Annotated in this window: 20 protein-coding genes; 4 read left to right on the top strand and 16 right to left on the bottom strand. The window is 42.2% G+C overall.

The features are described 5' to 3' along the window. The first annotated feature begins 155 nt into the window (after positions 1–155). Complete coding sequence (locus CJ263_RS16475; RefSeq protein ID WP_094998269.1) at positions 156–2,138, top strand: alpha/beta hydrolase-fold protein; 1,983 nt, start codon at positions 156–158, stop codon at positions 2,136–2,138. Between the two features lie 18 nt (positions 2,139–2,156). Beyond that, positions 2,157–3,668 (top strand): carboxylesterase/lipase family protein, encoded by a 1,512-nt coding sequence (locus CJ263_RS16470; protein WP_094999279.1) that lies wholly within the window; start codon positions 2,157–2,159, stop codon positions 3,666–3,668. A gap of 90 nt (positions 3,669–3,758) precedes the next feature. Here CJ263_RS16470 and CJ263_RS16465 read toward each other — a convergent pair whose 3' ends face one another. The 9 genes from CJ263_RS16465 to pcaH form a co-directional block, all read right to left on the bottom strand. After that, a complete protein-coding gene (locus CJ263_RS16465; protein WP_094998268.1) occupies positions 3,759–5,564 on the bottom strand; it encodes a ribonucleoside-diphosphate reductase subunit alpha in 1,806 nt (601 codons plus the stop codon). Between the two features lies 1 nt (position 5,565). Then, on the bottom strand, positions 5,566–6,840 hold the full coding sequence (locus CJ263_RS16460; protein WP_094998267.1) for a ribonucleotide-diphosphate reductase subunit beta: 1,275 nt from the start codon (positions 6,838–6,840) through the stop codon (positions 5,566–5,568). A gap of 433 nt (positions 6,841–7,273) precedes the next feature. Next, a complete protein-coding gene (gene pcaF, locus CJ263_RS16455) occupies positions 7,274–8,482 on the bottom strand; it encodes a 3-oxoadipyl-CoA thiolase (RefSeq protein WP_094998266.1) in 1,209 nt (402 codons plus the stop codon). Positions 8,483–8,486: 4 nt separating this feature from the next. After that, the gene (locus tag CJ263_RS16450) at positions 8,487–9,833 is read right to left on the bottom strand and encodes a 3-oxoacid CoA-transferase (RefSeq protein WP_094998265.1); all 1,347 of its coding nucleotides are present in this window, start codon (positions 9,831–9,833) and stop codon (positions 8,487–8,489) included. 141 nt (positions 9,834–9,974) lie between these two features. Beyond that, positions 9,975–11,168, bottom strand: coding sequence for a 4-hydroxybenzoate 3-monooxygenase (locus CJ263_RS16445; RefSeq protein WP_188669475.1), 1,194 nt, complete (start codon positions 11,166–11,168; stop codon positions 9,975–9,977). Between the two features lie 167 nt (positions 11,169–11,335). Further along, the gene (gene pcaDC / locus CJ263_RS21505) at positions 11,336–12,472 is read right to left on the bottom strand and encodes a bifunctional 3-oxoadipate enol-lactonase/4-carboxymuconolactone decarboxylase PcaDC (RefSeq protein ID WP_094998264.1); all 1,137 of its coding nucleotides are present in this window, start codon (positions 12,470–12,472) and stop codon (positions 11,336–11,338) included. A 209-nt stretch (positions 12,473–12,681) separates the two neighbouring features. Beyond that, positions 12,682–14,007, bottom strand: a complete 1,326-nt coding sequence (pcaB, locus tag CJ263_RS16435) for a 3-carboxy-cis,cis-muconate cycloisomerase (protein WP_094998263.1) — start codon at positions 14,005–14,007, stop codon at positions 12,682–12,684. An 11-nt stretch (positions 14,008–14,018) separates the two neighbouring features. Continuing rightward, on the bottom strand, positions 14,019–14,558 hold the full coding sequence (gene pcaG, locus CJ263_RS16430; protein WP_094998262.1) for a protocatechuate 3,4-dioxygenase subunit alpha: 540 nt from the start codon (positions 14,556–14,558) through the stop codon (positions 14,019–14,021). Positions 14,559–14,564: 6 nt separating this feature from the next. Then, positions 14,565–15,272: a protocatechuate 3,4-dioxygenase subunit beta gene (pcaH, locus tag CJ263_RS16425; protein WP_094998261.1), complete on the bottom strand. Its 708-nt coding sequence runs from the start codon at positions 15,270–15,272 to the stop codon at positions 14,565–14,567. Positions 15,273–15,660: 388 nt separating this feature from the next. Between pcaH and CJ263_RS16420 the strand changes: the two genes are divergently transcribed. After that, positions 15,661–16,530, top strand: a complete 870-nt coding sequence (locus CJ263_RS16420; protein ID WP_094998260.1) for a helix-turn-helix domain-containing protein — start codon at positions 15,661–15,663, stop codon at positions 16,528–16,530. Positions 16,531–16,823: 293 nt separating this feature from the next. Continuing rightward, the gene (locus tag CJ263_RS21155; RefSeq protein ID WP_094998259.1) at positions 16,824–17,630 is read left to right on the top strand and encodes a hypothetical protein; all 807 of its coding nucleotides are present in this window, start codon (positions 16,824–16,826) and stop codon (positions 17,628–17,630) included. Positions 17,631–17,760: 130 nt separating this feature from the next. Here CJ263_RS21155 and CJ263_RS16410 read toward each other — a convergent pair whose 3' ends face one another. The 7 genes from CJ263_RS16410 to CJ263_RS16380 all read right to left on the bottom strand — a co-directional run bounded on the left by CJ263_RS16410 (position 17,761) and on the right by CJ263_RS16380 (position 25,365). Continuing rightward, positions 17,761–19,188: a DUF1593 domain-containing protein gene (locus tag CJ263_RS16410; RefSeq protein WP_094998258.1), complete on the bottom strand. Its 1,428-nt coding sequence runs from the start codon at positions 19,186–19,188 to the stop codon at positions 17,761–17,763. Positions 19,189–19,370: 182 nt separating this feature from the next. Next, on the bottom strand, positions 19,371–19,826 hold the full coding sequence (locus CJ263_RS16405; RefSeq protein ID WP_158657184.1) for a hypothetical protein: 456 nt from the start codon (positions 19,824–19,826) through the stop codon (positions 19,371–19,373). A 54-nt stretch (positions 19,827–19,880) separates the two neighbouring features. After that, on the bottom strand, positions 19,881–20,813 hold the full coding sequence (locus CJ263_RS16400) for an STING domain-containing protein (RefSeq protein ID WP_094998256.1): 933 nt from the start codon (positions 20,811–20,813) through the stop codon (positions 19,881–19,883). Beyond that, on the bottom strand, positions 20,810–21,865 hold the full coding sequence (locus tag CJ263_RS16395) for a nucleotidyltransferase domain-containing protein (RefSeq protein WP_094998255.1): 1,056 nt from the start codon (positions 21,863–21,865) through the stop codon (positions 20,810–20,812). The genes CJ263_RS16400 and CJ263_RS16395 overlap by 4 nt, the downstream gene beginning before the upstream one ends. Positions 21,866–21,968: 103 nt before the next feature. Then, on the bottom strand, positions 21,969–22,901 hold the full coding sequence (locus CJ263_RS16390; protein ID WP_094998254.1) for a hypothetical protein: 933 nt from the start codon (positions 22,899–22,901) through the stop codon (positions 21,969–21,971). Positions 22,902–23,320: 419 nt separating this feature from the next. Further along, a complete protein-coding gene (locus CJ263_RS16385) occupies positions 23,321–24,301 on the bottom strand; it encodes a PDR/VanB family oxidoreductase (RefSeq protein ID WP_094998253.1) in 981 nt (326 codons plus the stop codon). Then, positions 24,301–25,365, bottom strand: a complete 1,065-nt coding sequence (locus tag CJ263_RS16380) for an aromatic ring-hydroxylating dioxygenase subunit alpha (RefSeq protein WP_199768151.1) — start codon at positions 25,363–25,365, stop codon at positions 24,301–24,303. Before CJ263_RS16380 ends, CJ263_RS16385 begins: the two co-directional genes overlap by 1 nt. Positions 25,366–25,498 lie beyond the last annotated feature (133 nt).

Below are 25,498 nucleotides of genomic sequence, written 5' to 3'. Positions count from 1 at the left end.
AGAATGAACTAATTTCATATTTTCTTCAATTTGTCAAAATATTCAATAATAAATCATGTAATGTTGATTTTTTGGGCCGAAAAAATAGGTATAAATAAAAAAATCAATATATCATTGTAACAAATTGAGACAATCTATATAAAATGTTGAGATACATGTATATCAAAAGAACAGCCCTTTTACTTATCTATTTTGTTTTTACGAACTTCATATGTGCCCAACAGGAAATAAAACTGTATGAAGGAAAAGCCCCTGGCTCAGAAGAATGGACCTGGAAAAAGGGACTAAGTGAAAAAAATCAATTTAATACTCCTATTGTTTATAATGTAATTGACCCAACTATCACCGCCTACTTACCCCCAAAATCCACAGCAAATGGCACAGCTGTAATCGTTGCTCCGGGAGGTGCCTTTCATACCTTGAGCGTGCAAAGCGAAGGAATTGATGTGGCTAAATGGTTAAATAGTAAAGGTATTGCAGCGTTTGTCCTTAAATATCGTTTGGCAAGAAGTTTTACTGATGACCCTGTAAAGGAGCTGATGGGAAAAATGAGCGATTTTGATGCCCTCGACAAAGAGAACGAACCTATAATTCCCTTGGCCATGGCAGATGGATTAAAAGCCATGGAATATGTTAGGTCAAACGCCAAGGAAATGAATATTGACCCCGATAAAGTCGGATTTATGGGGTTTTCCGCCGGTGGAACGTTGGCGATGTCTGTACTATACAATGCAGATGAAGATACCAGACCTAACTTTGTTGCTCCGATCTATGCTTATGAGCCTGCTGTTATAGGTTCGGATATACCTGCAACTAAAACTCCCATTTATGTAGCGGTTGCAAGTGACGACCAATTGGGGATGGTGCCTTATAGCATCAATATTTACAAAAAATGGTTTGAGGCAGACCAACCTTCCGAACTACATATTTATGAAAAAGGCGGACATGGCTTTGGAATGCGACAACAGGGCATACCCACGGATACTTGGTATGAGCAATTCGGAGCTTGGTTAAAAATGCATGGTTTTATGGAAAAACCTGCCTCCATTTCACCGTTCCAACGTATCCCAAGTCCAAATGATTCTTTGGAATCCGTAGTATGGAGGGAGGACAGTAATTTGCAATTTAATATCTACGCCCCAGAGGCTGAAAAAGTTTCTGTCTCCGGGGATTTCCCAGGAGGGTTTCCCGGTATTACCTTAAAGAAGGATTACCTGGGTGTTTGGTCTGGTCAGACTGAAAACAAAGTCACTCCGGATATTTATACTTATGATTTTAAGGTCAATGAAATCAATACTTTGGATCCCAAAAATAACCTAGTCAAAGAAAGCTTAAATGGTTTTTCAAACCTAGTTGAAATAAAAGGGCCGGAAAACAATTTTCAAACTCGAAAAAACGTACCCCACGGCCGGGTAGAAGAAGTTTGGTATACTTCCCAAAGCCTAAACGGAGCCCAAAGAAGGCTTCATGTTTATCTACCTCCTTCGTATGGTCAACTTAAGAAAAAAGATAAGCTACCCGTTCTTTACTTATTGCACGGAGGTGGTGACAATGATGCCTCTTGGACAACTGCCGGAAGGGCCAACGTTATCTTGGATAATTTATATGCAGAGGGCAAACTGGAACCTATGCTTGTAGTGATGCCGAGCGGACACACGGAGGAGGAAGGGTTTTTCATGGGAGTTGGACCGGACCAAGACCCTTTTTGTAAGGATTTATTAAATGATATTATTCCCTTGATTGAAAGCACCTATCCAGTTTCCACCATTCGTTCCCATAGGGCCATTGCAGGTCTTTCCATGGGAGGTGTGCAGATCTTGAACACCGCACTATGGAATCCAGAATTGTTCGGCTATGTGATCCCCATGAGTACCGGGTACTTTTCTCCCAACATAGCAGAAATAAAGGAAAAGTATGCTGATGTAATGAAAAATGAGGAAATCAATCAATTCGACCTTTTCCAGATTTATATGGGAGGAGAAGAAGATATTGCCTATCAGAACAACTTAAATATGATGGCCATGTTCGATGACTTCGGCATTGAATATAATTACAAGAATGGAGGAAAGGGACATACTTTCCTCACATGGAGACGAAACCTCCATGATTTTGCCCCCTTACTCTTTAAAAACAAGTAAACCACAAGCACAATGATGATGAAAACAAAAATATTAAGCACATTGCTCATAATGCTGTGCTTCGGTATAAAGGCACAAACCATTGTTACAACTCGGGATGGTAAGGTAAAAGGATATAGTATCAACGATATTAGGGTTTTCAAGGGAATACCCTTTGCGCAACCTCCTGTAGGCGATTTGCGTTGGAAAGCCCCACAGCCCGTTGAACCATGGAAGGGCGTAAAGGAGTGTACCGAATTTGGTCCCAGTCCCATCCAGAACAAACCCGAACCATTTTTGTGTTGGACCGAAGAATTTATTGCCAAACCGGAACCCTTGAGCGAGGACTGCCTCTATCTAAACCTTTGGACCCCTGCAAAATCCGAAACCGAAAAACTACCCGTTTTTGTTTGGATTTATGGCGGCGGGCTGAATTCAGGGTCGGCAAATTGTGATATCTATGATGGTGCCCAAATGGCCAAACAAGGAATCGTTTATGTAAGCATCAACTATCGTGTTGGGGTTTTGGGCTTTATGGCGCATCCTGAATTGAGCGAGGAATCAGGCCACAATGCTTCCGGAAACTATGGATTCATGGACCAATTACAGGCCCTGAAATGGGTGAAAAATAACATAGAAGCTTTTGGTGGAGATCCTGAAAATGTAACTATTGCCGGGCAATCTGCCGGTTCTTTCAGTGTCAATGTCCAAATAGCGTCCCCGTTGGCCAAAGGATATTTCCAAAAAGCGATTACCCAAAGTGGAGGTATCTTAAGTGGTAGATTGATGCAGGATTTACCATCGGCTGAACAGCAAGGCTTGTCTTTTCAAAAATTTGCTGGTAAATCATCCATAGCTGATTTAAGAGCTATTCCTGCCAACGAACTACAAAAAATCAGCAGTGAAAGTGCTGTTGGAAGATTTGGGGTGGTTTTGGATGATTATTTCCTCCCTACGGACTTGTTGGAATATTTTAAGGAAGGGAAACAAAATCAAGTGTCCGTTCTTTCGGGTTGGGTTACGGGTGATTCGTCACTTTTTCCCGCAAGTGGTGTCACCACAACGTCCTTCAAAAAAGATGCTTTCGACAACTATGGTGACAGAACTGGGGAATTTTTAGAGTTTTTCCCCGCCAATACCGATGAAGAAGCCACAGCCTCACAAAAAAAATTGAACCTTTTAAACTTCGCTGGTGTCCCCAGTTACTTATTGGCCAAATACATGGACAAAAATGTTTGGCTGTACGAGTTTACCCATGTTCCTACGGATAAGCCTGGTTTTCCCAACTACGGGGCATTTCATACTTCGGAAGTGCCTTTTGCGCTCCATACCTTAGATCAGTGGCAACGGGACTGGAAACCCGAGGAGCGTACCTTGGAAAATCAAATGTCCGCTTATTGGGTCAATTTTGCCAAGAGAGGGAATCCAAATGGTGAAAACCTTCCTGTTTGGAATGCTTATGATATTGATAATGGGAACATCATGGTTTTTGATACGGATTTAGGTATGCAGGATATATACAAAGAGGAATTTGAATTCTTGACTAATTGATTGATTTCTCAAAATCCAAAATCGGATTTATAAGAGGAATAAAAAAGGCCCGTTAAATAGCGGGCCTTTTTTATTGTGTTTTATCCTTTCTTATGCTTCACAGCTTGCACACTCCTTCTTTTGTTTGAATTTCTGTGCGGCGTTCATACTATGCTGATAGTAAAGCGACTTTAACCCTAACTTCCATGCAGTTACGTGAATTTTATTGATTTCCTTAACTGGCATTTCCGGATGAACGATGATGTTCACGGATTGACCTTGGTCAATATGGTTTTGCCTATTTGCCGCCTGATAGATGATATCCATTTGGTCTATTTCCGAATACGTTTTAAATACGTCTTTTTCCTCATCCGTTAAGAAATCCAAGTGTTGAACAGAACCATCAAAATCTCGAATACTTCTCCAAACTTCAGTCGTGTTTTTTCCTTTTTCTTCCAATAAGGCTACTAAATAAGGATTTCTAATCGTCGTTTTCACCTTGGCAATATCCTTTACATAGGTATTGGACCATATTGGCTCTATACCCTGGGATACCTGTCCTAGAATAAATGCTGACGAAGTCGTTGGAGCGATTGCATTCAATGTTGCATTACGTCTTCCATACCCTTTCAATACTTCGGGCTCTCCAAATTTTTGCGCCAATTCCTCAGAAGCTTTATAGGACTTCTCCTTTATAGCCTTGAAAATTTCACTATTTAAATTATATGCTTCTTGGCTATTAAACGCTAGCATTTTGGATTGTAATAAAGAATGCCACCCAAGTACTCCAAGACCTAAAGAACGGTTTTCCTTGGCAAAGTTGTATGCACGTTCCATGAATAAGAACGTTTGACGGTCTTCCCTACTATCGGAATCACGATATACCTCCAATTTTTCACAGAACTCCGTAATTACAGCGTCCAAGAAGTGTACCATTGTTTCTACTGCATCGGTATTTTTCCATTTATCATAATGCAATAGGTTTACGGAAGATAACACACAAACAAAAGACCATTGATCGTTGGATGGCAACATGATTTCCGTACATAGGTTACTCGCATAAATAGGGTGGTTTTTATCCCTATACACATCCGCTGCCCCATTATTGGCGTTGTCCTTGAAGAAAATATAAGGATATCCCATTTCCCCTCTACGCTGCAATACTTTGGCCCAGATAGACCTTTTTTCAGTATCCCCATCCACCATCTCTTGCATCCATTCATTGGTAACCGTTACACCATGGGTCAACTCTTGAATAGGGTTTCCTTCTGTTCCTATTTCCAAGAACTCCTTAATATCTGGATGCTCAACAGGTAAATATGGAGAAAACCGACCTCGACGAACAGAACCTTGGCTTACCACATCTACCATGGATTCAAATAGCTGCATAATGTGAACAGCTCCAGAAGCCTGACCGTTATTTTTTACCTCGGCACCACGATGTCTTATTTTCCCGAAATATCCTGAAGTTCCTCCCCCTAATTTGGACATCATGCCCACTTCTGACTGGGTAAAAAGAATATTACCCATATCATCGTCTATATGCGACCCAAAACAGCTAATGGGTAAACCTCTTTGCTTCCCAAAGTTTGACCAGACCGGTGAAGCTAACGAGTAAAACCCTTCACTCATATACCCATAGAACTTATCAGAAAATCCAGGAATCTTCAGAATGGCCTCTGCCCTATCCGCAATCTCACGAATACGTTCCTCTGGGGTAACTCCTTTTGTAAGGTACCCGGATGCCAAAAAATTTCGGCTGTGTTCGTTTAGCCAGGCAAATCCTTTTCCTTGATTCTTCTCTTCGGACAAGTTTTTCAATGCCTCCTTTCGGGCTTGCACTAATTGGTCGGAACCTTTTAATACTTTTCCTTCCTGTACTACTTCTTTCTCTGAGTTTAGTTTTGTTTCGTTCATGTTAAAATAAGTCGTCGCTGGTTATACTTTGTGTTCTTTTGCTGTAATTTATGGAGCGTTTTACGAAAAAATCCCCATGTTTGGTACCGATAATTTCATCATCAAACCATTCCGTCTGCGCCAATAATTTCTCGTCTACCTCAAATATTTTGTCGATTCCTATACTGTCCAAGGAATCGTTGAATCTCTTTTTAATGAACTCCTTCACCAATACCTTGGGCAAAAAGTCGATTTCGCCTGCCTCAAAAATCCAGTCTATAATATCGCTCTCGGCATCGAAGGCATCCTTGCACATATCCTGAACCATGGTGTGGTATTCCACATCGAACCAATCCGGGTTTTCATCTTTGATGATATTGATAATATCGATACCAAAATCCCCGTGGATTTGTTCCTCTTTGGATGTCGCTTCCACTACATTGGAAATACCTTTCAACATGTTCTTGTATTTATTAAAGGCCATGATGATCAAGAACTGTGAAAACAGGGATACATGCTCTATAAATAGAGAGAATAATAAGATGGATTCCGCATATTCCTTATTATCCTCGCTTTTCGCATTCTTTAGGGCCGTCTCCAAATAATGGACACGCTTCATGATGACAGGCTTCTTCTTTAGGTTTTTGAACTCTTGGTTCAATCCTAGGATTTCCAAAAGATGTGAATATGCATCATGATGTCTTACCTCACTTTCCGCGAACGTGGCACCCACAGAACCTATCTCTGGTTTAGGCATTTTATGATAGATATCGCCCCAAAAGCTTTTTACGGCAACTTCTATTTGGGAAATGGCCAACATGGTATTTTTTATGGCGCTACGCTCCGTATCGTTAAGACGGGTCTTAAAATCCTGTATGTCACTTGTAAAATTGAATTCTGTATGGATCCAATACGAATGCCTTATTGCCGGTACATACTCGTACAATGCAGGATATTCATATGGTTTTAGATTGATACGTTTCTCGAAAATATTTGATTTCCTTTTTTGGGCCTGCTCGTTCCTATATAGGATATACGCCTTGGCAACCTCAAAGAACCCACCTTCCATTAATTTTTTCTCCACAAAATCCTGAACCTCCTCAACCGTTGGTTTGTAGGATGTATCTTTTTCCTTCCTTTCCAAAAGGGCAGCATACACATTTTTGGAAATTTCCTCGGCCTCACCAGGACCACCAAGTTCCACAGCGGTCATAGCCTTTAAAATTGCATTTGTAATCTTGTGTAATTGAAAGGGTTTAGTAGTAAAGTCCCTTTTAATGACTTCTGTTATTTCCATGTTAATAAAAGGTTAAAGTGATACTTTTTTCGAGAGGTATAAAGGTCAAATTTTTAAACCTTCAATAGTTAAATTCCCTCCGAAGTTTTTCAACACTGTTATCAACAATGGCTTTTTGGTAGGCAAATAATGCCAGCTAAAAATTATAATAACTAAAACATTATCAATACTTTAAAAATTAATTTTTAAAGTTTAAAATTAGATGCTGAGGTGTTTTTTATTTTTTTCCCGTGGCAAAAACGTAAAGAACCATCAACTCTTAAAGAAGTATAAAAGGTACCTAAACCTATTGTACTATATTACTGGCCAGTAGCGTAAGAAATTAAGAAAAAATCACCCATTTTACTTTTTTGGATTTAATCAATTCTTGAGTATCTAAAAGTGAAAATTTCAGTACAAAAATTACCTAGGACACGTTTTTATTTTTAAAATTTTACACGGTTCTTTCCACAATCACAGCATACCCCATACCGACTCCCACACACATGGTGGTCAACCCATATTTTCCGCTATTTCTCACCAATTGATTGGTGGCGGCTTGGAGGATTCGTGTGCCGGACATTCCCAAAGGGTGACCAATGGCAATGGCTCCTCCATTCGGGTTTATTCTTGGGTCGTCATCGGCCAATCCCAATTCCCGGGTACAGGCCAGGGCTTGTGCGGAAAAAGCTTCATTGAATTCCATCACGTCCATATCCTTAAGGGAAAGGCCCGTTTTTTCCAAAACCTTTCTGGTGGCATAGACCGGACCAATTCCCATGATTCTCGGTTCTACCCCCACCACTGCCGAAGCTACGATTCTAGCCTTCGGTTTTAGTCCGTATTTCTTCAATGCTTCTTCCGAAACGACCAACATCGCCGCGGCTCCATCATTCAGTCCCGAGGCATTTCCCGCCGTCACCGTCCCGTCCTTTTTAAAGACGGTTCTTAGGGTGGCCAATTTCTCCAACGTGGTATCCGGACGAATAAATTCATCTTGGGTAACCAAAATAGGGTCTCCCTTCCGTTGCGGAATTTCCACAATGCAGATTTCTTCGGCTAAAACGCCATTTTGTTGTGCTTTGGTCGCTTTCATTTGCGAGTTATAGGCAAACAAATCTTGGTCTTCCCGACTGATATTGAACTTTTCCGCCAAATTCTCTGCAGTAACACCCATGGCATCGGTACCGTACATTTCATGAAGCTTTTTGTTCACAAAGCGCCAGCCAAAACTGGAATCTTCCATTTTGGAATCGTTGCCAAATGCGGTTGATACTTTGGAAATTACGTAGGGTCCGCGGGACATGTGTTCCATCCCCCCGGAAATAAATACCTCCCCGTCACCGGCTTTGATGGCCCGATTCGCATGAATCACGGCGGACATTCCTGAGGAGCATAATCGGTTGACCGTTTCCCCGGGAACGGTATAGGGCAAACCGGCCAATAACAGGGCCATTCGAGCAACATTCCGATTGTCCTCCCCTGCTTGGTTATGACAGCCCAAAATAACATCATCAATAGCGTCCTTGGGCAAGTTTGGATATTTTTCTAACAGGGCCTTGATCGGAATGGCCGCCAAATCATCGGCGCGAACCGGGGCCAAAGCTCCTCTAAAACTTCCTATGGGGGTGCGTATTGCGTCTACGATATATGCTTCTTTCATTCGGTTATGCTAATTGTTCAACAAATTTGGCGGCTGTCTTTTCACGGACCTCCTCCAGGCTACTTCCCGGTAAAATTTCCGTTAAGGTCAATTGCCCTTCAATAAATTTAAAGACCGCCAGTTCCGTGATCAGGACATCCACACAGTTAAAATCGGTTATAGGCAAGCTGCAGTTTTCCACAACTTTGGAATTGCCGTCCCTATCGGTATGGCCTAAAGTAATGATTAATTTCTTTGCTCCGGAGGCCAAATCCATTGCCCCGCCCACACCCAACAAAGGCTTTCCGGGTACGGACCAGTTGGCGAGGTTCCCCTGGGCATCAACTTCCAATCCTCCCATAATGGCCACATCAATATGTCCACCACGAATCATGGCAAAACTATCGGCACTATCAAAATAGCTACTGCCCTCCAATGCCGTTACCGGCACTTTACCCGCATTTACGGGATAATGCATCGCTCCTCCCCCATCTTTGGGTTCCGGGCCTACACCCAACATCCCATTTTCGGTATGGAGAATGATACCATCTTCAGGGGTAATATAATCGGCTACCAAGGTGGGGATTCCAATACCTAAATTTACCACATCACCTTTGCTCAATTCCGCAAAGGCACGCTTGGCCATGTTCATCCGTTTTTCATCGACCACTTTTGAGGATCCGACCGATGCCGAGATACCCAAATCTTCCAAAGTTAGTTTGCGTTCTACCAAATAATCCACAAAACAACCCGGGGTATGTATTTCATTAGGGTCCAGCTCGCCCACGGGAACAATTTCCTGTACTTCTGCAATGACAATATCCGCCGCGGTAGCCATGGCACGGTTAAAGTTTTGTTCGGTCATTCGGTATTGCAGATTTCCGGCCGTATCGGCCTTCCAAGCTCGTATAAAGGCTACATTTCCATTAATTCCTTCTATGAATACCTGTTCCTTGCCATCGAGTACTTTAGTTTCCCTGCCTTTTGCAATCAGGGTTCCTGCCGACGTTGGGGTATAAAATCCGCCTATACCTGCACCTCCTGCCCTAATCGCTTCTGCCAGGGTGCCTTGGGGCAATAATTCATATTCCACCCGACCTTCTTGGGCGGCCAATACCGCTTCCCGATTGGAAGTAAAGAAAGAACCGATCATTTTTTTCAACTGTCCGTTGTTCAACAAGCGCCCCCCTCCCATATTGGGTTCCCCTACGTTGTTTGCAATATAGGTAAGGTCCTTTGTCTGTGTCTTGGCCAGTTCGTGAACGATGTTCACGGGGTTGCCCGTCATTCCAAAGCCTCCAACCATTAGGGTATCCCCATTTTTAACAAGACTTGCCGCCTTTTGTGCTGTTATTACAGGTACCGCTTTCAATTCTTTATATTTTTCGGATTAACAATGATAACTTGATTTTTTATCGAGGTCTCGCATCTCGACTGCGCTCGATATGACAGCTCGACCTTACAATTTACATCATAAAAAAACCATTTAATAGCCGTTGAATAGTTCATCATTCTACATTTCAAAGGATTCAAAGGGTAGGCCCACATAATTTTCCGCTATTGTGGTTTTATAGGCTCTGGACACTTTTAGATAATCGAACTTCGCTTTCTGTAAGCGATAAGTAAAGGAACCATGAGCATCTTGCTTGTGGAACAGCTTGGTCATAAAATTGGAAAAATCCTGGGCCCTCCAAATACGCTGCAAAGCGATACGGGTATAGCTTTCCATCTTGACTTCGGAATTATTTGTATAAAAATCTACAAAGGCATCTACCAAGTGTTTTACATCGGCAATGGCAAGGTTCATACCTTTACCACCGGTTGGAGGCACAATATGTGCAGCATCTCCCGATAAAAATAAGCGACCCGATTGCAAACTATCGATCATATGGCTTCGCATAGGCGTAATACCCTTTTCAAAAATGGGACCTTCCTCCAATTCAAAACCGGGGGTGGCCAAGCGTTTGGAAAGTTCGCTCCAGATTCGGTCATCCGACCAATTATCGACCGACTCGTCATTATCTACCTGAATATATAATCGGCTCACCGTTTCCGAACGCAGGCTGTGCAAGGCAAAACCATTCTCGTGGTAGGCATATATCAATTCATCCGTAGACGGTGCCACGTGGGCTAAAATACCCAACCAACTGAAAGGGTAGGTAATGTCATAGGATTGAAAACTTTTATGGGGCAAGGTCTTTCTCCCTATACCGTGAAAACCATCACAGGCCGCCACAAAATCGCACTCCATAATTTCTTCTTCCCCGTCTTTTTCGAAATGGATTTTTGGATTTTTGGTATCAAAATCCACAATTTTGGTTGCTTTGGTCTCAAAGTGCAATTGCCCCCCTTCTTGCAACCAGGCATCTGTCAAATCTTTTACAATTTCCTGTTGGCCATAAATACTTATGGTTCTACCTCCCGTTAATTCCCCAAAAGGAATATGAACACGTTCCTCGTCAAAACTCAAATACACGCCATCGTGAACAATACCTTCCTTTTTCATACGGGCATCCAACCCCAATTCCTTTAAAATGTCCTTGGTGTTCTGTTCTACCAGACCGGCACGCACCCTGCCTTCTACATATTCCCTTGACCGCAATTCAATGATAACGGATTCGATCCCGTACTTTCTCAGCCAATTCGCCAGGACCAATCCGGCCGGACCGGCACCAATAATCCCTACTTGTGTTTTAATGTTGATCATTTCTTACACTTTTTCATATCCTATCTTTAATAGCCTACAGTCTCCTCGAGCGCAGTCGAGAGGTTATTTCATTAATAAGCTTCATTAGGTCTCGCATCTCGACTGCGCTCGATGTGACGGCTCGACCTAACATAAACTCGCTTTATGCATATTTTACAGACAATCCGTTATTCCTTATACTCCAATCCCAGTTCCTCAAAAACCTCCTCTGCCGAATGCATGGCATCGTTGGCGGCGGGCAGGCCACAATAAATACCCGATTGCAAAATCACTTCCTTGATTTCGGCTATCGTGACCCCATTGTTAAAGGCTGCCCGAACATGCATCTTAAACTCCGCCTTTTTATTCAGCGGTACCAGCATGGAAAGGGTAATGAGACTTCGGGTGTGTTTGGATAATCCCGGGCGGGTCCAAATCTCTCCCCAAGCGTATTGCGATATAAATTCCTGAAAATCGGTATTGAATTCGTTTTTATTCCCGTTCGCGCGGTCCACATGGGCACTTCCCAACACCGTACGGCGAACGTGCATCCCTCGGTCAAAACCATCCTCGCCCACGATAAAATCGATCAGGGTTTCCGCGTAGTAGGCCGGTAATTCGGTACTGGGTAAATGCCGGGCGTTAAATACCTTCAGTTGCGCGCCTGCAATTTCCTTTTGCAGGGCTTTCGCCTGTTCCACATTGGTAACCTCATCCTCATCGCCCGTGATAATTAAGGTTTCCACCGAAATCTTTTTAATGTCTTCCCTAAAATCCGCAGCTCCCAAGGCCGCACAACATGCCGTATACCCCACTATCCTATTGGCCAAAAAGATTTCTCTCATTTCCGCAATACGGTAAGGATGCGTACTATGGAATGCCTTGGTAAACCACTTTTCCATTGTGCCATCTACAATGGCCTGCATGCCTTGTTCGTTTATGGTCTTTATGCGATCCTTCCATCCTTCTGCCGTACCAATTTTAGCATCGGTATTGCTGATGATCAACTTGTGCAATCGATTTGGATGGTGAATCCCGAGGTACTGACCTATCATACCCCCCATGGACAATCCGCAGAAATACACTTTATCAATCTTCAATTGGTCCAAAAGGTCGATCACATCCTTACCCAACATTTCAATGGTATAGGGCCCATCGGTCAATTCACTTTGCCCGTGGCCACGGGTATCGTACTGTAACACCCTAAAATATGGCAAGAGGTGCGGCACCAAATCGTCCCACATCGTTAAATCCGCCCCCAAGGAATTGGAGAACATCAGTACGGGACTATTGGGCGTACCTTGTATCTTATAATTGGTCTTCATAGGTTTTTAATTAGACTTTTCTGAGTTCTATACATCATAAATTCATTAAAAAAGGAGAATAAGTCGTTGCAAATTTTAAGGTTGGGCCGTCACATCGAGCGCAGTCGAGATGCAAGGCCTTATCCAGTTTATAATTGCCGATTGACCCCTCGACTGCGCTCGGGGAGACATCACAAAAATTAATTTGCCCATTGACCACAAATAAAGACTTAATTATCGAACTCAGTATTGTATTTTTTTAACACCTTTTCTACCCACTCCACACTATTTCCAATCGCGTTTTCGGCTAAGAACAAGGCGTCCAAATTTTCTAATTGTGGATGCATCTCCTGCACCACTTCCTTTAAATGTTTTTGCTGCTGCATCGCCAAATGACATGCTTTTTTTACGGATTCATGGGCCTGCATTTTTCCGATGGACTTGGACAATTGCAAGGACACCTTCTCTGCATAGATGAGTCCGTTAGTAATCTCGATGTTCTGCAACATGCGCTTTTTATCCACTTCCAGATTCGTAATCAAATCTACCGATTTCTCCAAAGCGCCCGCTGTAAGCTGCATCAAGGTACTCAGGGTTTCCCACTCCGCATGCCAATGTCCGGCGGAGCGTTCGTGTTCCTGAGGCATAGCGCTGAGCATGGTAGCAACCAATCCCGGGGTACGGATGGCATTGCCCAAAATAAGGGCACAGCTCACGGGATTCCGTTTGTGCGGCATGGTACTGGACCCGCCCTTACCTTCTGCCGCCCCTTCAAAGACTTCGGCCACTTCGGTTTGCATCAACAGTGAAATATCCTTGGCCATCTTGCCCAAACTTCCAGAAACAATCCCCAAAAAGGAAGCAAACTCGTTCAGGGAATCACGTTGTGATTGCCATGGAAAAGCAGATTGCAACCCTAAGGCATAGGCCATTTTCTCCTGTACCCCCGTGGTGATGTGGGCATTGCCGCTGCCTACAGCACCGCCCAATTGTATGCTGTACAAATTTTCCTTTAAGTGACCCAAGCGCGACAGATTGCGCGAACAACTTTCCAGCCATCCAGCGGTCTTCACCCCAAAAGTCATGGGTTTGGCCTGTTGCAACAAGGTACGCCCGATCATAATGGTCTCCGCGTGGTCTTTTGTGGTCTGCACCAAAACCTCTTGTAAAGCTTTGAGTTTCGCTTCCATCCACTCCAGATAGTCCTTAATGGTGAGAATGGTGGCGGTATCGATAATATCCTGACTCGTGGCTCCCAAATGCACGTATTTGGAGGCTTCAAAATCCCGATTCTTAATAATCTTGGTAAGTTGCTTGACCAGCGGAATGGCCACATTGCCCCCCAAGACCACATCGGTCTTCAGACTATTGATATCAATCGCATCGACCACACAACAATCGGCTATGATTTTTGCTGCGGCCTCGGGAATGATACCTTCGGACGCTTGGGCTTTTGCCAATTCGGCTTCCACCTTCAACAACGTGGCCACGGCGTACCGGTCCGAAAATAATTCCGTCAGTTCAAGGGCATTAAAGGTATTGGCGTAGAGTGACATTTTATTTCTGGTTAGATTTCAAAAAATACGGTTTCCTGCGTCCCTTGCATGTACATATTGAAGGTATAGCCTTCTCCGTTTTTCTCCGCTATCAGGGTCTGCCTGCGCTCCTTGTCGATTGATTGCAATAGAGCATCTGATTGATTAAGTTCCGCCTCGTCCGAAAAATAGATACGGGTATAGGAATGCAACAATTGCCCGCGCATAAACAAAATTACGTTGATATATGGCGCTTCCCCGTTCACGGATTTCGGTTTTACAGTGGTAAAGGTAAAGGTGTTTCCTTCATCCGTTCCCGTGCCATAGCGACCAAACAGTTTATGTTCGCCATCATCCTGCCAAAGTTCCACCATGGCATCGTCTATGGGGTTGCCATTGCCGTCATACACGGCTCCGGTGATGGTAATGGGAGTTATGTTCGTAAGCCCCTTGGTCATATCATTGTCCGCCAAGCTATCATAGGCGTAGCCGTATTGCTGCGGCGTAAGTCCGTACGCAAAGTAGGGACCTATGGTTTGTGAGGGGGTCTGTTTTTTTAGGGTATCGCTCATGGTCGCTTACAGATTTTCAAAAGGGGTTGCATGTTTTCCGCGCAAAACAATATCAAAACGGTAGCCTAGGGCAAAATTGGGTTCGGTGATGGAAAGGTCGAACTTGGAAATCAACAATTCCCTGCCCTTGGGCGGTACGGCCTTAAAAATAGGGTCGTGTTCAAAAAGTGGGTCGCCCGGAAAATACATTTGGGTAATCAACCTACTCGTAATATCGCCACCAAAGAGTGAAAAATGGATGTGGTTGGGCCGCCATGCATTGGGGTGGTTGCCCCAGGGATAGGCTCCGGGCTTTATGGTATAGAATTTATAATTGCCATGGGCATCGGTCATGCAACGGCCGGTTCCCAAAAAGTTGGGGTCCAACGGGGCATCGTGCTGGTCCACTTTGTGTACGTAGCGCCCGGCGGAATTCGCCTGCCAGAGTTCAATAAGGGTATGGGGCAAAGGATGTCCCTTTTCATTGGTCACCTTTCCGTGTACCACAATACGCTCCCCGATGGCCTCGCCGTCCTTGACCGAATTTTTGGTCAGGTCATGGTCCAAAGCACCCAGTTTAAAATCCTTGAACAGCGGACCACTCAAGCTAATGTCTTTTTTTGGGGGCACCACCAAAGGCTGTAAAGGCGCCCGTAGCAAGGTGGATTTATACGCTTCGTGAAGGTAGGGCGGTTGCACCTCCCTATCAAATTGGTCTAAAAATTCAGAAGCCATTAGTATTAATTTTTAATTATCCCTAATCCACCATAACTGGTTGTCACCTCGAGTCTTTCGGCTTTGCTCAAGATAAACTTAAAGTCGAGAGGTCTATAGGCTCAATTCATTTTAATTAAGGTCTCGCATTTCGACTGCGCTCGATATGACCGCTCGACCTGACACTAAAAGTGTAAGTAAGATTATCAACGGACAATCAATTCATCCATTCAAACCTACTGAAACATTGATGTTTACTCTTGGATATTTTTGTTTTATTATTGTACAAAATAAACATTTTAACCGTTATATATATTGAATATGATATCAGATTATTATTTAATATATTGAAATACATATATTTACTATATTATTTCTAATTGTAGATACTTGTTTTAAATATACATTAATGAACGACCTCCTTCGCTACCAAGGTTTATATGGCGAGCAGCAGTTGCCTATGGTGTCCGATTTCATCCATCTAGAACCCCTACAAGACCGTAGCAAGATCTATGCGTGGGAAATTGAGGAACATATCCACACCGATCTCGTGCAGCTCTTTTTAATTTCCTCGGGAAGTGGCACCCTATATTCCGAAAAGCAAGAAGTCTCCCTAAATGCCCCTTGTACAGTGACCGTACCCGCCAACGTACTGCACGGTTTTCATTTTGAGCCGCACATTACCGGTCATGTCATGACCCTCTCCGTTTCCTTTTACGATACCCTGTTGCCCAACAAGCCCGACCTTACCCGACAATTGGGTCAATTGGCCTGTATTTCCTTTACAGAACGTCCCGAACGTTTTGCGGAGTTCGACTATTGGAAGGACAAGATCCAGCAAGAGATTTTTGACAATGCGCCCGAAAAACTGCTGGCCCTCAAGACCTATTTTGAAATGCTCTACTTGGAACTGTACCGTGAAAAGTTTAGGACCCGAACGGCCGATTTACTCACCAACAACCGCAACTTGGCCTATTTTCAGCAGTTTCAGGAACTCATAAGGCAGCATGCCCAAGACCTGCCCAGCATCAAAACCTTTGCAAAAAAACTGGGCATTACCCAAACCCACCTCAACCGGGTATGCCATACCGTAGCGGGAACCTCTGCCTTAAAAGTGGTGCAGGAATTTACCATCGCGGAGGCCAAAAAATACCTGTTGAACACCTCCTATTCCATTGCGGAAGTGGCCTACTTCCTCAACTTTAACGACCCGGCCTATTTTAGCCGACTTTTTAAAAACCGCGTGGGTGTAGCGCCTGGGGAGTTTAGAAAGGGATAAAAAAAGGCTGTTAGCCGTTGGCTTTTGGCTTTTCCACTTCGACTTCACTTCGGCTCCCTTCGATGTAGTTTACCTTGAGCATTGGGTGAAAAGAAAACATGTTTTCTTTGAGCGCACCTTGCGGAGCAAAACGAAAGGCTCAGGGCAGGCCGCTCAGTGCCCACACTCAGGACAAGCTGCTCCGTATGTCAACCACTACCCAGAAAGACTAGAGAATCAAAATTGTAAGATTTTACGTACTAAATTATATTTCAGGTCGTTATTAGGTAACGAATCAACAAATTCAATTTTAGATGAACTACTACTTTTTTAAAAAAACATTATTATTTGGTTGTGTTATAGGTTTGTTTTTGGCCTGTGAGCCGGAAGACGGAATGGATGGTGCCATGGGACCTCAAGGAATTCAAGGAATCCAGGGCGAACAAGGGCCTCAGGGCAATCAAGGTGAACAGGGACCACAAGGTGAACAAGGCCCACAGGGTGAACAAGGTGAACAAGGAGAACAGGGTGAACAAGGTCCTGCCGGCGAAGATGGCAATGTGAATGTATTTTCTAGCGAATGGATACCCTTCGATTTAAATAATGCATTTGGATTTCTAGATGAACCACGTTTAACCTATTCCGCCAACCTGTTTGTAGAAGATGATCGCTTTACCCCAGAAATTTTAGAATCTTCTTTAATTATGGTGTACACTACTATTAATCCGGATTCCCCGTTAGTGCCCGAAGGAACTCCCTATATTTCTCCATTGCCCCAACTTTTCGTCCATGCCCAAGGGCCTGAAGGCGCCACGGCAAACTTTTTAACGTATTACAATGTCTATGAAGGCAGTCTAGAAATTCGTACCGATTTAAGTTTTACCAATCAGCCTGACTTGGAAGATTCTGGATATCCCATGATAGACGAGGAAACCGCTACATCTTTAGATTATTTAGGCTTCATATTTATTAATTTTATGGGTTATGAGTCCGAAGAATTAGTTCCCTTTAAATTCAGGTATGTGGTGATTCCCGCATCAATGAGTGCCAAGATGAACCGTGGCAACCTAGAAAAAATGCCATACGAAGAATTGGTCGATGCATTGGGAATAGCACCCTAACAGCATACTATCAGACCATTTAAGCAACGTAATACACGAAATCTACAAAAGCCACAATAGACTTGTGGCTTTTTTATTGGAGCATTCTAGGATTTTAGCTTGAGTCCCAATGTCAAGGTGGCCGTACCTGCTATTTAGGCACAACCGTAACGATAACACGTTTGTACCTTGTTAAGGAAGGGCTGCCTTTATCGGAGAGCTTTAAAATAAAATGAAGGGTTTCCTTTTTATCCACATCAGGCGCCGTAAGGTTCACGATATGAACATTCTCCGCCCCCATATAGATTTCCTTTTTATAGGTACTTTCCTCTGGATAGTGAAACCATAAATAACTCAGGTTATCCCCATCTGGGTCGGTGGATTTAAACGCATCCAGACTAAAAGCTTCGCCCGATTTTACGGTAAATTCCTCCGGATGGGTCAGACCGGGAACCGGTGGGTGATTCGCCTCCTCATACGTCATCAAACACCAATCCATACGGGCGGCAAAATCATTTTGAAAATCATCCCTCCATCGCCATAAGGTGGCCTTATTGTTCTTGAACGTCAAGGTATCTCTTTTTACCGTTCTCCCATATTCTTGGGAAACATAGGGCGTATACGTATCATCAACATTCGTCCAAATAGCCCGGGTCTCGGGAGCAATGGTTACGACCGAAGTTCCTTTTTTGGTCTTGTCAAATTCCGGTTTATACAGTGCATATCGGCCGCCCCATGCGCCCCATTCCGGATGTTCGGGTACATTGAGTCCGTTGGGAATCAGGGACAAAAAAGCCGGGGTATCCCCTTCCATGCCCCAAGCCACATCGGGATATTCTGCACCTAAAGGCCCATGGTCCTGCTGAATATTTTCGGCAATCCACGTATTGCTTATGCTACTGTTATCGATTCCGTTGATATAGGTATTGATTCCTGTCCAAGTCGCCGAGTCATAGTGATCTCCCGGGGAAACGATATAAAAAAGTTCGGGAAACGTATTGCGTATCCAAAGGCCGCTGTCATCCTGATCGGAAATCGTATACACCCGCAGTTTTGAAATCATCCGTTGGGCTTCGCTTTTACTTTTCGTTTGTTTTATTTTATGGAGGGATTGCGCCAAGGTATTTACACCGCCCCAAACCGAAATCCACAAGGGGCGATCATCCTTTTCTTCCAAGACCTTAATGATCCATTCGGAACCCTCGGAATCTTTACCGTCGCCTACACCGTCCATACCGTACACCGGAAGTCCCTTTTTGATCAAGGACAACAAGGCTTCCGATTCCGGATAACCGGATTCGTGGGTTAAAAGATTGGGTTGTACTTTTCCATACCCTCGGATCACCCTGGCAATGGACTCCGGGTTTATTTTGTTTTGCATCCAGCATGAGGTGGTTGCCACGAGTCCCTTGATATCGATTTGATTGGAATAGAGCAGCAAACGCACCAAGGACTGTGTATCATCTGGATCGGCCTCAATATCCGTTAGGATAATGACCCTATTTTTTTGATGGGTTTGGGCGAGCGATGAATTGCTGACAAGCAAACAAAAGGAAAGGAACCACAAAAATGTCTTCATAGGAATAAGGTTAACGGTGTAGCACGTGAAAATGCACACCATTTTAGTCTTGATTAAGTTGGTCTAGTTTTTATCAATGGACGCTAAAGTTAATAAAACCGAAGTAACATCGTTACTGCTTATTTACCCAAAAAAGTCGGTGGGTTTAGTAATAATGTAGTTTCCGATAATTAAAGAAAATCTTACTTGTTGGTTTTTATTATCAAATCATTTATTGTTTCAGACTCTTCAATCAGTTTATTGAATATGACATTGGCTTCTGTGTAAATACTGTCCTTGGTAATAATAGAAATTCCATTTTCACAATTATCAGGTTTCAAATTCACTATCTCCTTGGATTCAAACTTCAAAAAATCCTCAACATTCAAAAGTTCAGTCATTTTCTTCCATTTTGAATATTCAGTTTTGCTCTTTATGGTATCAGCTGAATTTCGAGTTCCAGAAATCATCATTGTTGAGTCCTGACTTATTTTTAACAAGTGAAATTCACCTTCCTTACTTCCATTATCTCCACATCTATTCCACTGGAGTATTTCCACTATTTCATTTGCATTTAAAATTCCTTTTTGAGATTTACAATTACTAATCAGACTTATATTAAATAATACGAATGATATGTAAATAACTCGATTTTTCAACTTACTGATTATTTATGAGATATATACGTTGTTACTTATTGGACTTTCGTGTATTTAAAATTCATCGATAATTTCTACAACCTCTTGTGCAAATGGACTGCTATCTATTTGCATTTGTAATACTCTTCTGAAATTATTGAGCTCTTTTTGTTCAATTAATTCTTGAATTTTAGTTCTGCCCTTATAGCTCTTTTGAAGTATTAACTCAATAGCATCGTCAATTCCTGTTAATGTACTTGGCATATCGTACATAATTGCAATTGGGGCATTTTTTTTATCTAATTGAAACCATAAATGATGTTTCCTAAACTTTGCCTCCATTGCATTAGCAGAAAACCCATTTCGTTTATAAAATACTTGCGCCTTTTCGCGTATCATTCCTTTAAGGTCAGCTGGAATAACAACTTTGAGTTTAAAGTCCGTATATTCAGTTTCATCGATGGTCATTTTTTTAGCCGTTTGAACACTTTCAACCAAATCCGCTATAAAATTTTTATAGTAGCCAATAGCCAAAGCTGTCGTTGGATATAAACTTAAATGACCTAATTGATAATGTTCTTCGATTTTTGCCATATAAGTATCGCAAGCATCTTTTATTGAATCTTCATCATTGGTGTCAAATCGTGGCATATAAATTCCATTGAAATCTGTGGGTAATTTTATGCCTTTCTCTACTAACAAAAAAGATTTATGATGACCCATTGCTCCTAAAAATAATGCCATTTCAAGAATGACGTTATCTCTTGGTTCAATTACTAACCGGTCGTTGGTTTCTGTCAAATCATCAGCAGTTGCAACAAAGACACCAAAATCAAAGTAATTCGCCATACGAATCAGATTATCGAAGGTACTTCTGTTTGTTTCCCAAATATCTGGTTCTGACCAAACGAAACAGTCCGCTATATTAGACAAATGTGCTTTGACTTTCTCTGCTATTTCCAATCCTGCACTTGAAGAGCCGATAAATATTTTAGGTCTAATAATCATACAAGTGTTCTTTTAAGATCAACAAAAATCGCCTCTATTTCGGCAAGTAATATTCTCAAATTATCTTTTTTAGACTGCTTGTGTCTAAAGATATATTCTCTCCCATCTACAGAAACAAGATTATTTGCTTTACTGTCATCAGTAGCTATCTCTTTCATTTGATTATAAATTACTGGCACTAATTCATAAAATGATAAGCTTTCGTATTTCGAAGGATTAATATCATAACATATAGCATTTATTTCGAAACTATTTAAGTCTATATCTTGATTTGAATTTGCTTTGCTATTCTTCAAAAATCGAATCATTTTTTTCAACCTACCATTTGTTTCCGAACTTCTTTCGTTAATTCTTTTAATACTCAAAAATGGATAATCTGGATTTTCTTTTGAATCCGTCGTCTTATTGAATATTTGAATACCTCTATAATCTCCTTTATTATTAATTATTGACGAAATATCATCATACCAATTAGCTATTACAATATCTACTTCTCGATTTAAATTCAAGTTTTTAATCTTAATTGCTTTGGGTTTTGATGTATCACAGACACTATAAATTCTATTTAAAACATTTTCGCTATTAATTCTTAAATCTCTTAAATCTTGAATTGAGTTTCCTAAATAAGGTGATGTATTTACCTCTTTTTCTAACTTTTCAATTGAAGACCGGTAATATTTGGACCTTCTTTCTGAGCTTGCCAAAAGTTGCTGAATATTGTTTACATCATACGAATAAAATTTATCTGAAATTGTCAATAAGTCTATATCACTATAACCCCTAATATGTGTATTGGTCATAACAGAGCCTTGATATCTAAATTCAACATTTTCAAGTTCTATACTTAAATGCTCTTTAACTCTTTCTCCAGCATCTTTACTTTTTTGAGTATATTCAGGCTCTACACCTTTCATGGCAAGTCTTATATATATCAAAACTTGACTATAAGAAATCGTTGATAATTCCTCAGAAAAAGCTTTTTTTAATGCGAAATTGTCTGGGTTAATTCTCCCTCTTACACTTGATATTAGTTGTTGATAATCTTTTTGCATTAAATTTTGTTTTTAGTTCGAATGTTTTTTTAGCCTTACAGGTAACGTTTTGGGTATGGTGCGTGTCTCGTAGGGCATGCACTATACCCGTGTTAGTAGCTGACTATTTTTTATCCAAAATTTTTAAAATACTCGATAATAGCTTTTCTGAGTTATTATCGTCTTGACGTACTTTTTCAATTTCTACGGTTGATTCTCCTTTCTTTAAAACGAAATTCCTTTCCGTTTTAGACAAGTCAAGAATAACCTCTTTAAGCGCAGCACTCTCTTCATAAGCTATTGAAGTTCTGAGTGCAACAAGTTTCAAGTCAATGTTTGTTCTCTCATTATTTAGATATTTTATGTCGTCAAGATTCTTTTTATAAATTCTTAAAAAGAAAAACGAAAACAACTCAATAAATAAACTCAATGACAAACGTGGGATAAAATGATAGATAAATGAAGTTGAACTTTCTTGGTTCGATTCAACACCTAATAAAGAATAACCTAAGAAAAAGATAGCTATGAATGTTGTGAAGAATCCGATAGATAAGTTTATATTACTATTTCTGGAGGTACGAAGAACTTCTCTTTCTATTCGTCTTTTCACATCATAAAGTTCTTCTTCTAATGCCTTGTGTTTGATGTCGTCAATTAACCTTGATTCATATTTTTCTTTTATCTGTTCGAAAAGGGTCTCGCTTGTTATTTGGTCAATTTTGGAATCTATAATGTCTTTTATCTTCTCCTCATCAATCTGAATATTCTCCCTGTCTTTTATGATATGATAGAATTCATTTCTCAATCTTTCAAGTTGTCTTCTATAATCAAGATTAGACCTTTGCATTACTTGAGAGTCTTTTGTAAATCCGCCTTGTAAATACACAAAAAGAACTGAAACTAATCCCGTTAAAACCAGGACAACGGAAATTGTAGATACTATTAAAGGATTGAATCTGAAATATTCGATTAAGTCATTTCTAATTAAGAGTCCTAAGAGACCAAAAACGGAATAGATAATTCCGTTTACAATATAGAATCTGTGCTTTTTTGTCATTGTTTAGTTTTTCCGCTTGCTGCCACCAATTGAATAAATGTATAATTATGCATATCCATAGATAAAACAGGCTATGAATAATTATTTTACCATTGCTTATTTATTGTAAAAATTTCAAGAGCTAAAAAAGGAGGGGGAGTATATTTTTAATTCTTATCTGCAATATAAAAATTCTTACAAAAAGGGTAGTACGGTTTTCTGTAAAAGTTGAGGATTAGGTATTTAGTGTAAAATGAGGTCTCGCATCTCGACTGCGCTCGATGTGACAGCTCGACCTGACACTTTTTGGTTTCTGGTTGTTTTGGGGTCTTGCTTCGAGTCACTTCGACTCCCTTCGACATTACGTAGTTAAAGCACTTCTCGACTGCGCTCGAAGTGACAATCCCTTTTTGTATTCCGCTTACGTAAAAAATACATCGCTACTTTCCTCGATAGGCGGTGTCAATGGTGATGCTGCCGTTGGCGACCCTACTGACACAGGCGCACATTTTTTTATTTTCCCCTTTTTCGGCCTCGCTTAAAAAGAAATCCCGGTGGTCTATGTCCCCGGAACACTCCAGAATATCCACTTGGCATAGGCCGCATTCCCCTTTTTTGCAATCGTACATCACATCGATATCCGCAGCTTCCAAGGCATGCAGCAACGTTTCATTTTCCTGCACCTCGATTTGTTTTTTAAACCGGGGGATGGTCACGATAAACTTCTGTGGAGCGAACAATCCGGAAGCCCCAAAGGTTTCATACCGTAGGTTCGTGGTTTCAAAGGGGCTTTCCTCCCAAGTTTTGCGTACGGCGTTCATCAACCCAATGGGACCGCAGAGATAAACTTGCGTCTTAGCATTCACCAATTCCAAAATTTGGGCCGTATCGTAAAAACCCTCAGCATCACTATAATGTAGGGTGAGTCGGTCCCCCAATACCTCCTGCAGGGTTTCAATAAAGGGCATTTCGGCCTGGGACTGCCCCAAATAGAGCATACGCACATTTTTCCCCGGTCGGTCCGCCAATTGCTGCGCCATGCCCACAATAGGCGTAATCCCGATACCACCGGCAATCAAAAGATAGTCCGTCGCCCCAAAGCCCAGTTCAAAATGATTCGCGGGCTGGGATATTTTAATTTTGCTCCCTTTTTTAAGACTCCACATGTATTGGGAACCTCCCCTACTTTGTGGCAAGCGCTTTACGGCAATGGTATAGGGGGCATGGGGTGCATAGCTCCCCACGAGGGAATAACTCCGAATTTCGGGAATATCGTTGATCAATACCGAGACATCCAAATGGGCGCCTACCGTAAATTTTTGGGTTCCGTTCTTGGGCCTAATCCTGAATTGCATCACATTCGCGGCCACCTGTTCGGCGGCCTCGATGGTGGCCTCTTCCCATGTATTTCTGTATCGCATTAGGCTTTTTGTTCCTTTTCCACCATCTTATCCGTGATCCGGCGCGACCACATGGCACCGGCATCGATGTTCAGGTTATAGAATTCACGTTCCGGGTTCGCATTGATGGCGGCTTGCTGTGCTTCCAAAATATCCTCGTCCTGGGCAAAGATTCTCGAAACCCCTTCGCGCAACTCGATCGTATTGCTCTGGTCCTGCAGGTTATAGTTTCGTACAAAGGCCCAAAAGTAATAGCAGGTCTGGTTGGTGGACGGGGTCATCGTATTTAGTACATAGCCGTTCACCCCTTGTGAGCGGTCGCCCTCCGGCGCTCCCGTATCGGCAATGGCCACCCCAACATCGATATTTACCGTACAGGGTGCCTGAAACTTAATGACCTGCCAACGGTCTACGCGTCCGTCGTATTTTATTTTCTTGTTCAGCTGGCTTTTCCAAAACGGTGGTGGGTCAATGCCCTTCATCCATCGGGTCACCGTGGCCGTATGTTCATCGTAATGCACATCAAAAGGCGCTTCGGCCACATTGCGGTCGCCAATACTTCCCGCATGCACAAAGGTTTCATGGGTAAGGTCCATCAGGTTATCGACCACCAATCGGTAATTACACTTTACCTCGATCATCTTGCCATCCCCGGCCCATTCCGGGTCATCGTTCCAATGCATATCCGGGATTTTGGCTTCATCGGCCAGGGCGGGGTCGCCCATCCACACCCAGATAAACCGATATTTCTGTACTGCGGGATAGGAGCGCACACAGGCGGATGGATTTATGGTTTCTTGAGAGGGCATATAGGAACAGCGGCCATCGCTGTTGTATTCCAATCCGTGGTAGCCGCAGACGACGGTATCGTCCCTTAGACTTCCTTTGGAGAGAGGTAATAACCGATGCCAGCAGGCATCCTCCAATACTACGGGGGTACCGTCTTTTTTTCGGTACAGGACCAGTTTCTTATTGCAGACGGTACGTGCCAACAGTTCATGCTTCAGTTCCACATCCCATGCCGTGGCGTACCAGGCATTCATGGGAAAGGATTCATTCATGGTAAAGGTTGTTTTTACGGACATATCCTTTCGTTTATACGTTTATATTTCGATGACTTTTTTGATATTGTGTCACTTTTTTAATTACTACTTTATTTTAAAACATATTGTTTCTCTTCTTTTTTCCATAGATGAAAAAAGAACCAAAAAAATCTAG

The sequence above is a fragment of the Maribacter cobaltidurans genome (genome assembly GCF_002269385.1).
Taxonomy (GTDB): Bacteria; Bacteroidota; Bacteroidia; order Flavobacteriales; family Flavobacteriaceae; genus Maribacter; species Maribacter cobaltidurans.
This window is presented reverse-complemented; position numbering and strand designations above follow the sequence as displayed.

What these genes read in the sequence shown, in the direction of transcription:
- CJ263_RS16385 (WP_094998253.1), bottom strand. Translation starts at nt 24,301, where the DNA reads ATGCGATACAGAAATACATGGGAAGAGGCCACCATCGAGGCCGCCGAA.
- pcaB (WP_094998263.1), bottom strand. Translation starts at nt 14,007, where the DNA reads ATGTCACTCTACGCCAATACCTTTAATGCCCTTGAACTGACGGAATTA.
- CJ263_RS16475 (WP_094998269.1), top strand. Translation starts at nt 156, where the DNA reads ATGTATATCAAAAGAACAGCCCTTTTACTTATCTATTTTGTTTTTACG.
- CJ263_RS16420 (WP_094998260.1), top strand. Translation starts at nt 15,661, where the DNA reads ATGAACGACCTCCTTCGCTACCAAGGTTTATATGGCGAGCAGCAGTTG.
- pcaDC (WP_094998264.1), bottom strand. Translation starts at nt 12,472, where the DNA reads ATGAAGACCAATTATAAGATACAAGGTACGCCCAATAGTCCCGTACTG.
- pcaH (WP_094998261.1), bottom strand. Translation starts at nt 15,272, where the DNA reads ATGGCTTCTGAATTTTTAGACCAATTTGATAGGGAGGTGCAACCGCCC.
- CJ263_RS16380 (WP_199768151.1), bottom strand. Translation starts at nt 25,365, where the DNA reads ATGTCCGTAAAAACAACCTTTACCATGAATGAATCCTTTCCCATGAAT.
- pcaG (WP_094998262.1), bottom strand. Translation starts at nt 14,558, where the DNA reads ATGAGCGATACCCTAAAAAAACAGACCCCCTCACAAACCATAGGTCCC.
- CJ263_RS16465 (WP_094998268.1), bottom strand. Translation starts at nt 5,564, where the DNA reads ATGAACGAAACAAAACTAAACTCAGAGAAAGAAGTAGTACAGGAAGGA.
- CJ263_RS16460 (WP_094998267.1), bottom strand. Translation starts at nt 6,840, where the DNA reads ATGGAAATAACAGAAGTCATTAAAAGGGACTTTACTACTAAACCCTTT.
- CJ263_RS16395 (WP_094998255.1), bottom strand. Translation starts at nt 21,865, where the DNA reads ATGCAAAAAGATTATCAACAACTAATATCAAGTGTAAGAGGGAGAATT.
- CJ263_RS16445 (WP_188669475.1), bottom strand. Translation starts at nt 11,168, where the DNA reads ATGATCAACATTAAAACACAAGTAGGGATTATTGGTGCCGGTCCGGCC.
- pcaF (WP_094998266.1), bottom strand. Translation starts at nt 8,482, where the DNA reads ATGAAAGAAGCATATATCGTAGACGCAATACGCACCCCCATAGGAAGT.
- CJ263_RS16400 (WP_094998256.1), bottom strand. Translation starts at nt 20,813, where the DNA reads ATGATTATTAGACCTAAAATATTTATCGGCTCTTCAAGTGCAGGATTG.
- CJ263_RS21155 (WP_094998259.1), top strand. Translation starts at nt 16,824, where the DNA reads ATGAACTACTACTTTTTTAAAAAAACATTATTATTTGGTTGTGTTATA.
- CJ263_RS16470 (WP_094999279.1), top strand. Translation starts at nt 2,157, where the DNA reads ATGAAAACAAAAATATTAAGCACATTGCTCATAATGCTGTGCTTCGGT.
- CJ263_RS16390 (WP_094998254.1), bottom strand. Translation starts at nt 22,901, where the DNA reads ATGACAAAAAAGCACAGATTCTATATTGTAAACGGAATTATCTATTCC.
- CJ263_RS16410 (WP_094998258.1), bottom strand. Translation starts at nt 19,188, where the DNA reads ATGAAGACATTTTTGTGGTTCCTTTCCTTTTGTTTGCTTGTCAGCAAT.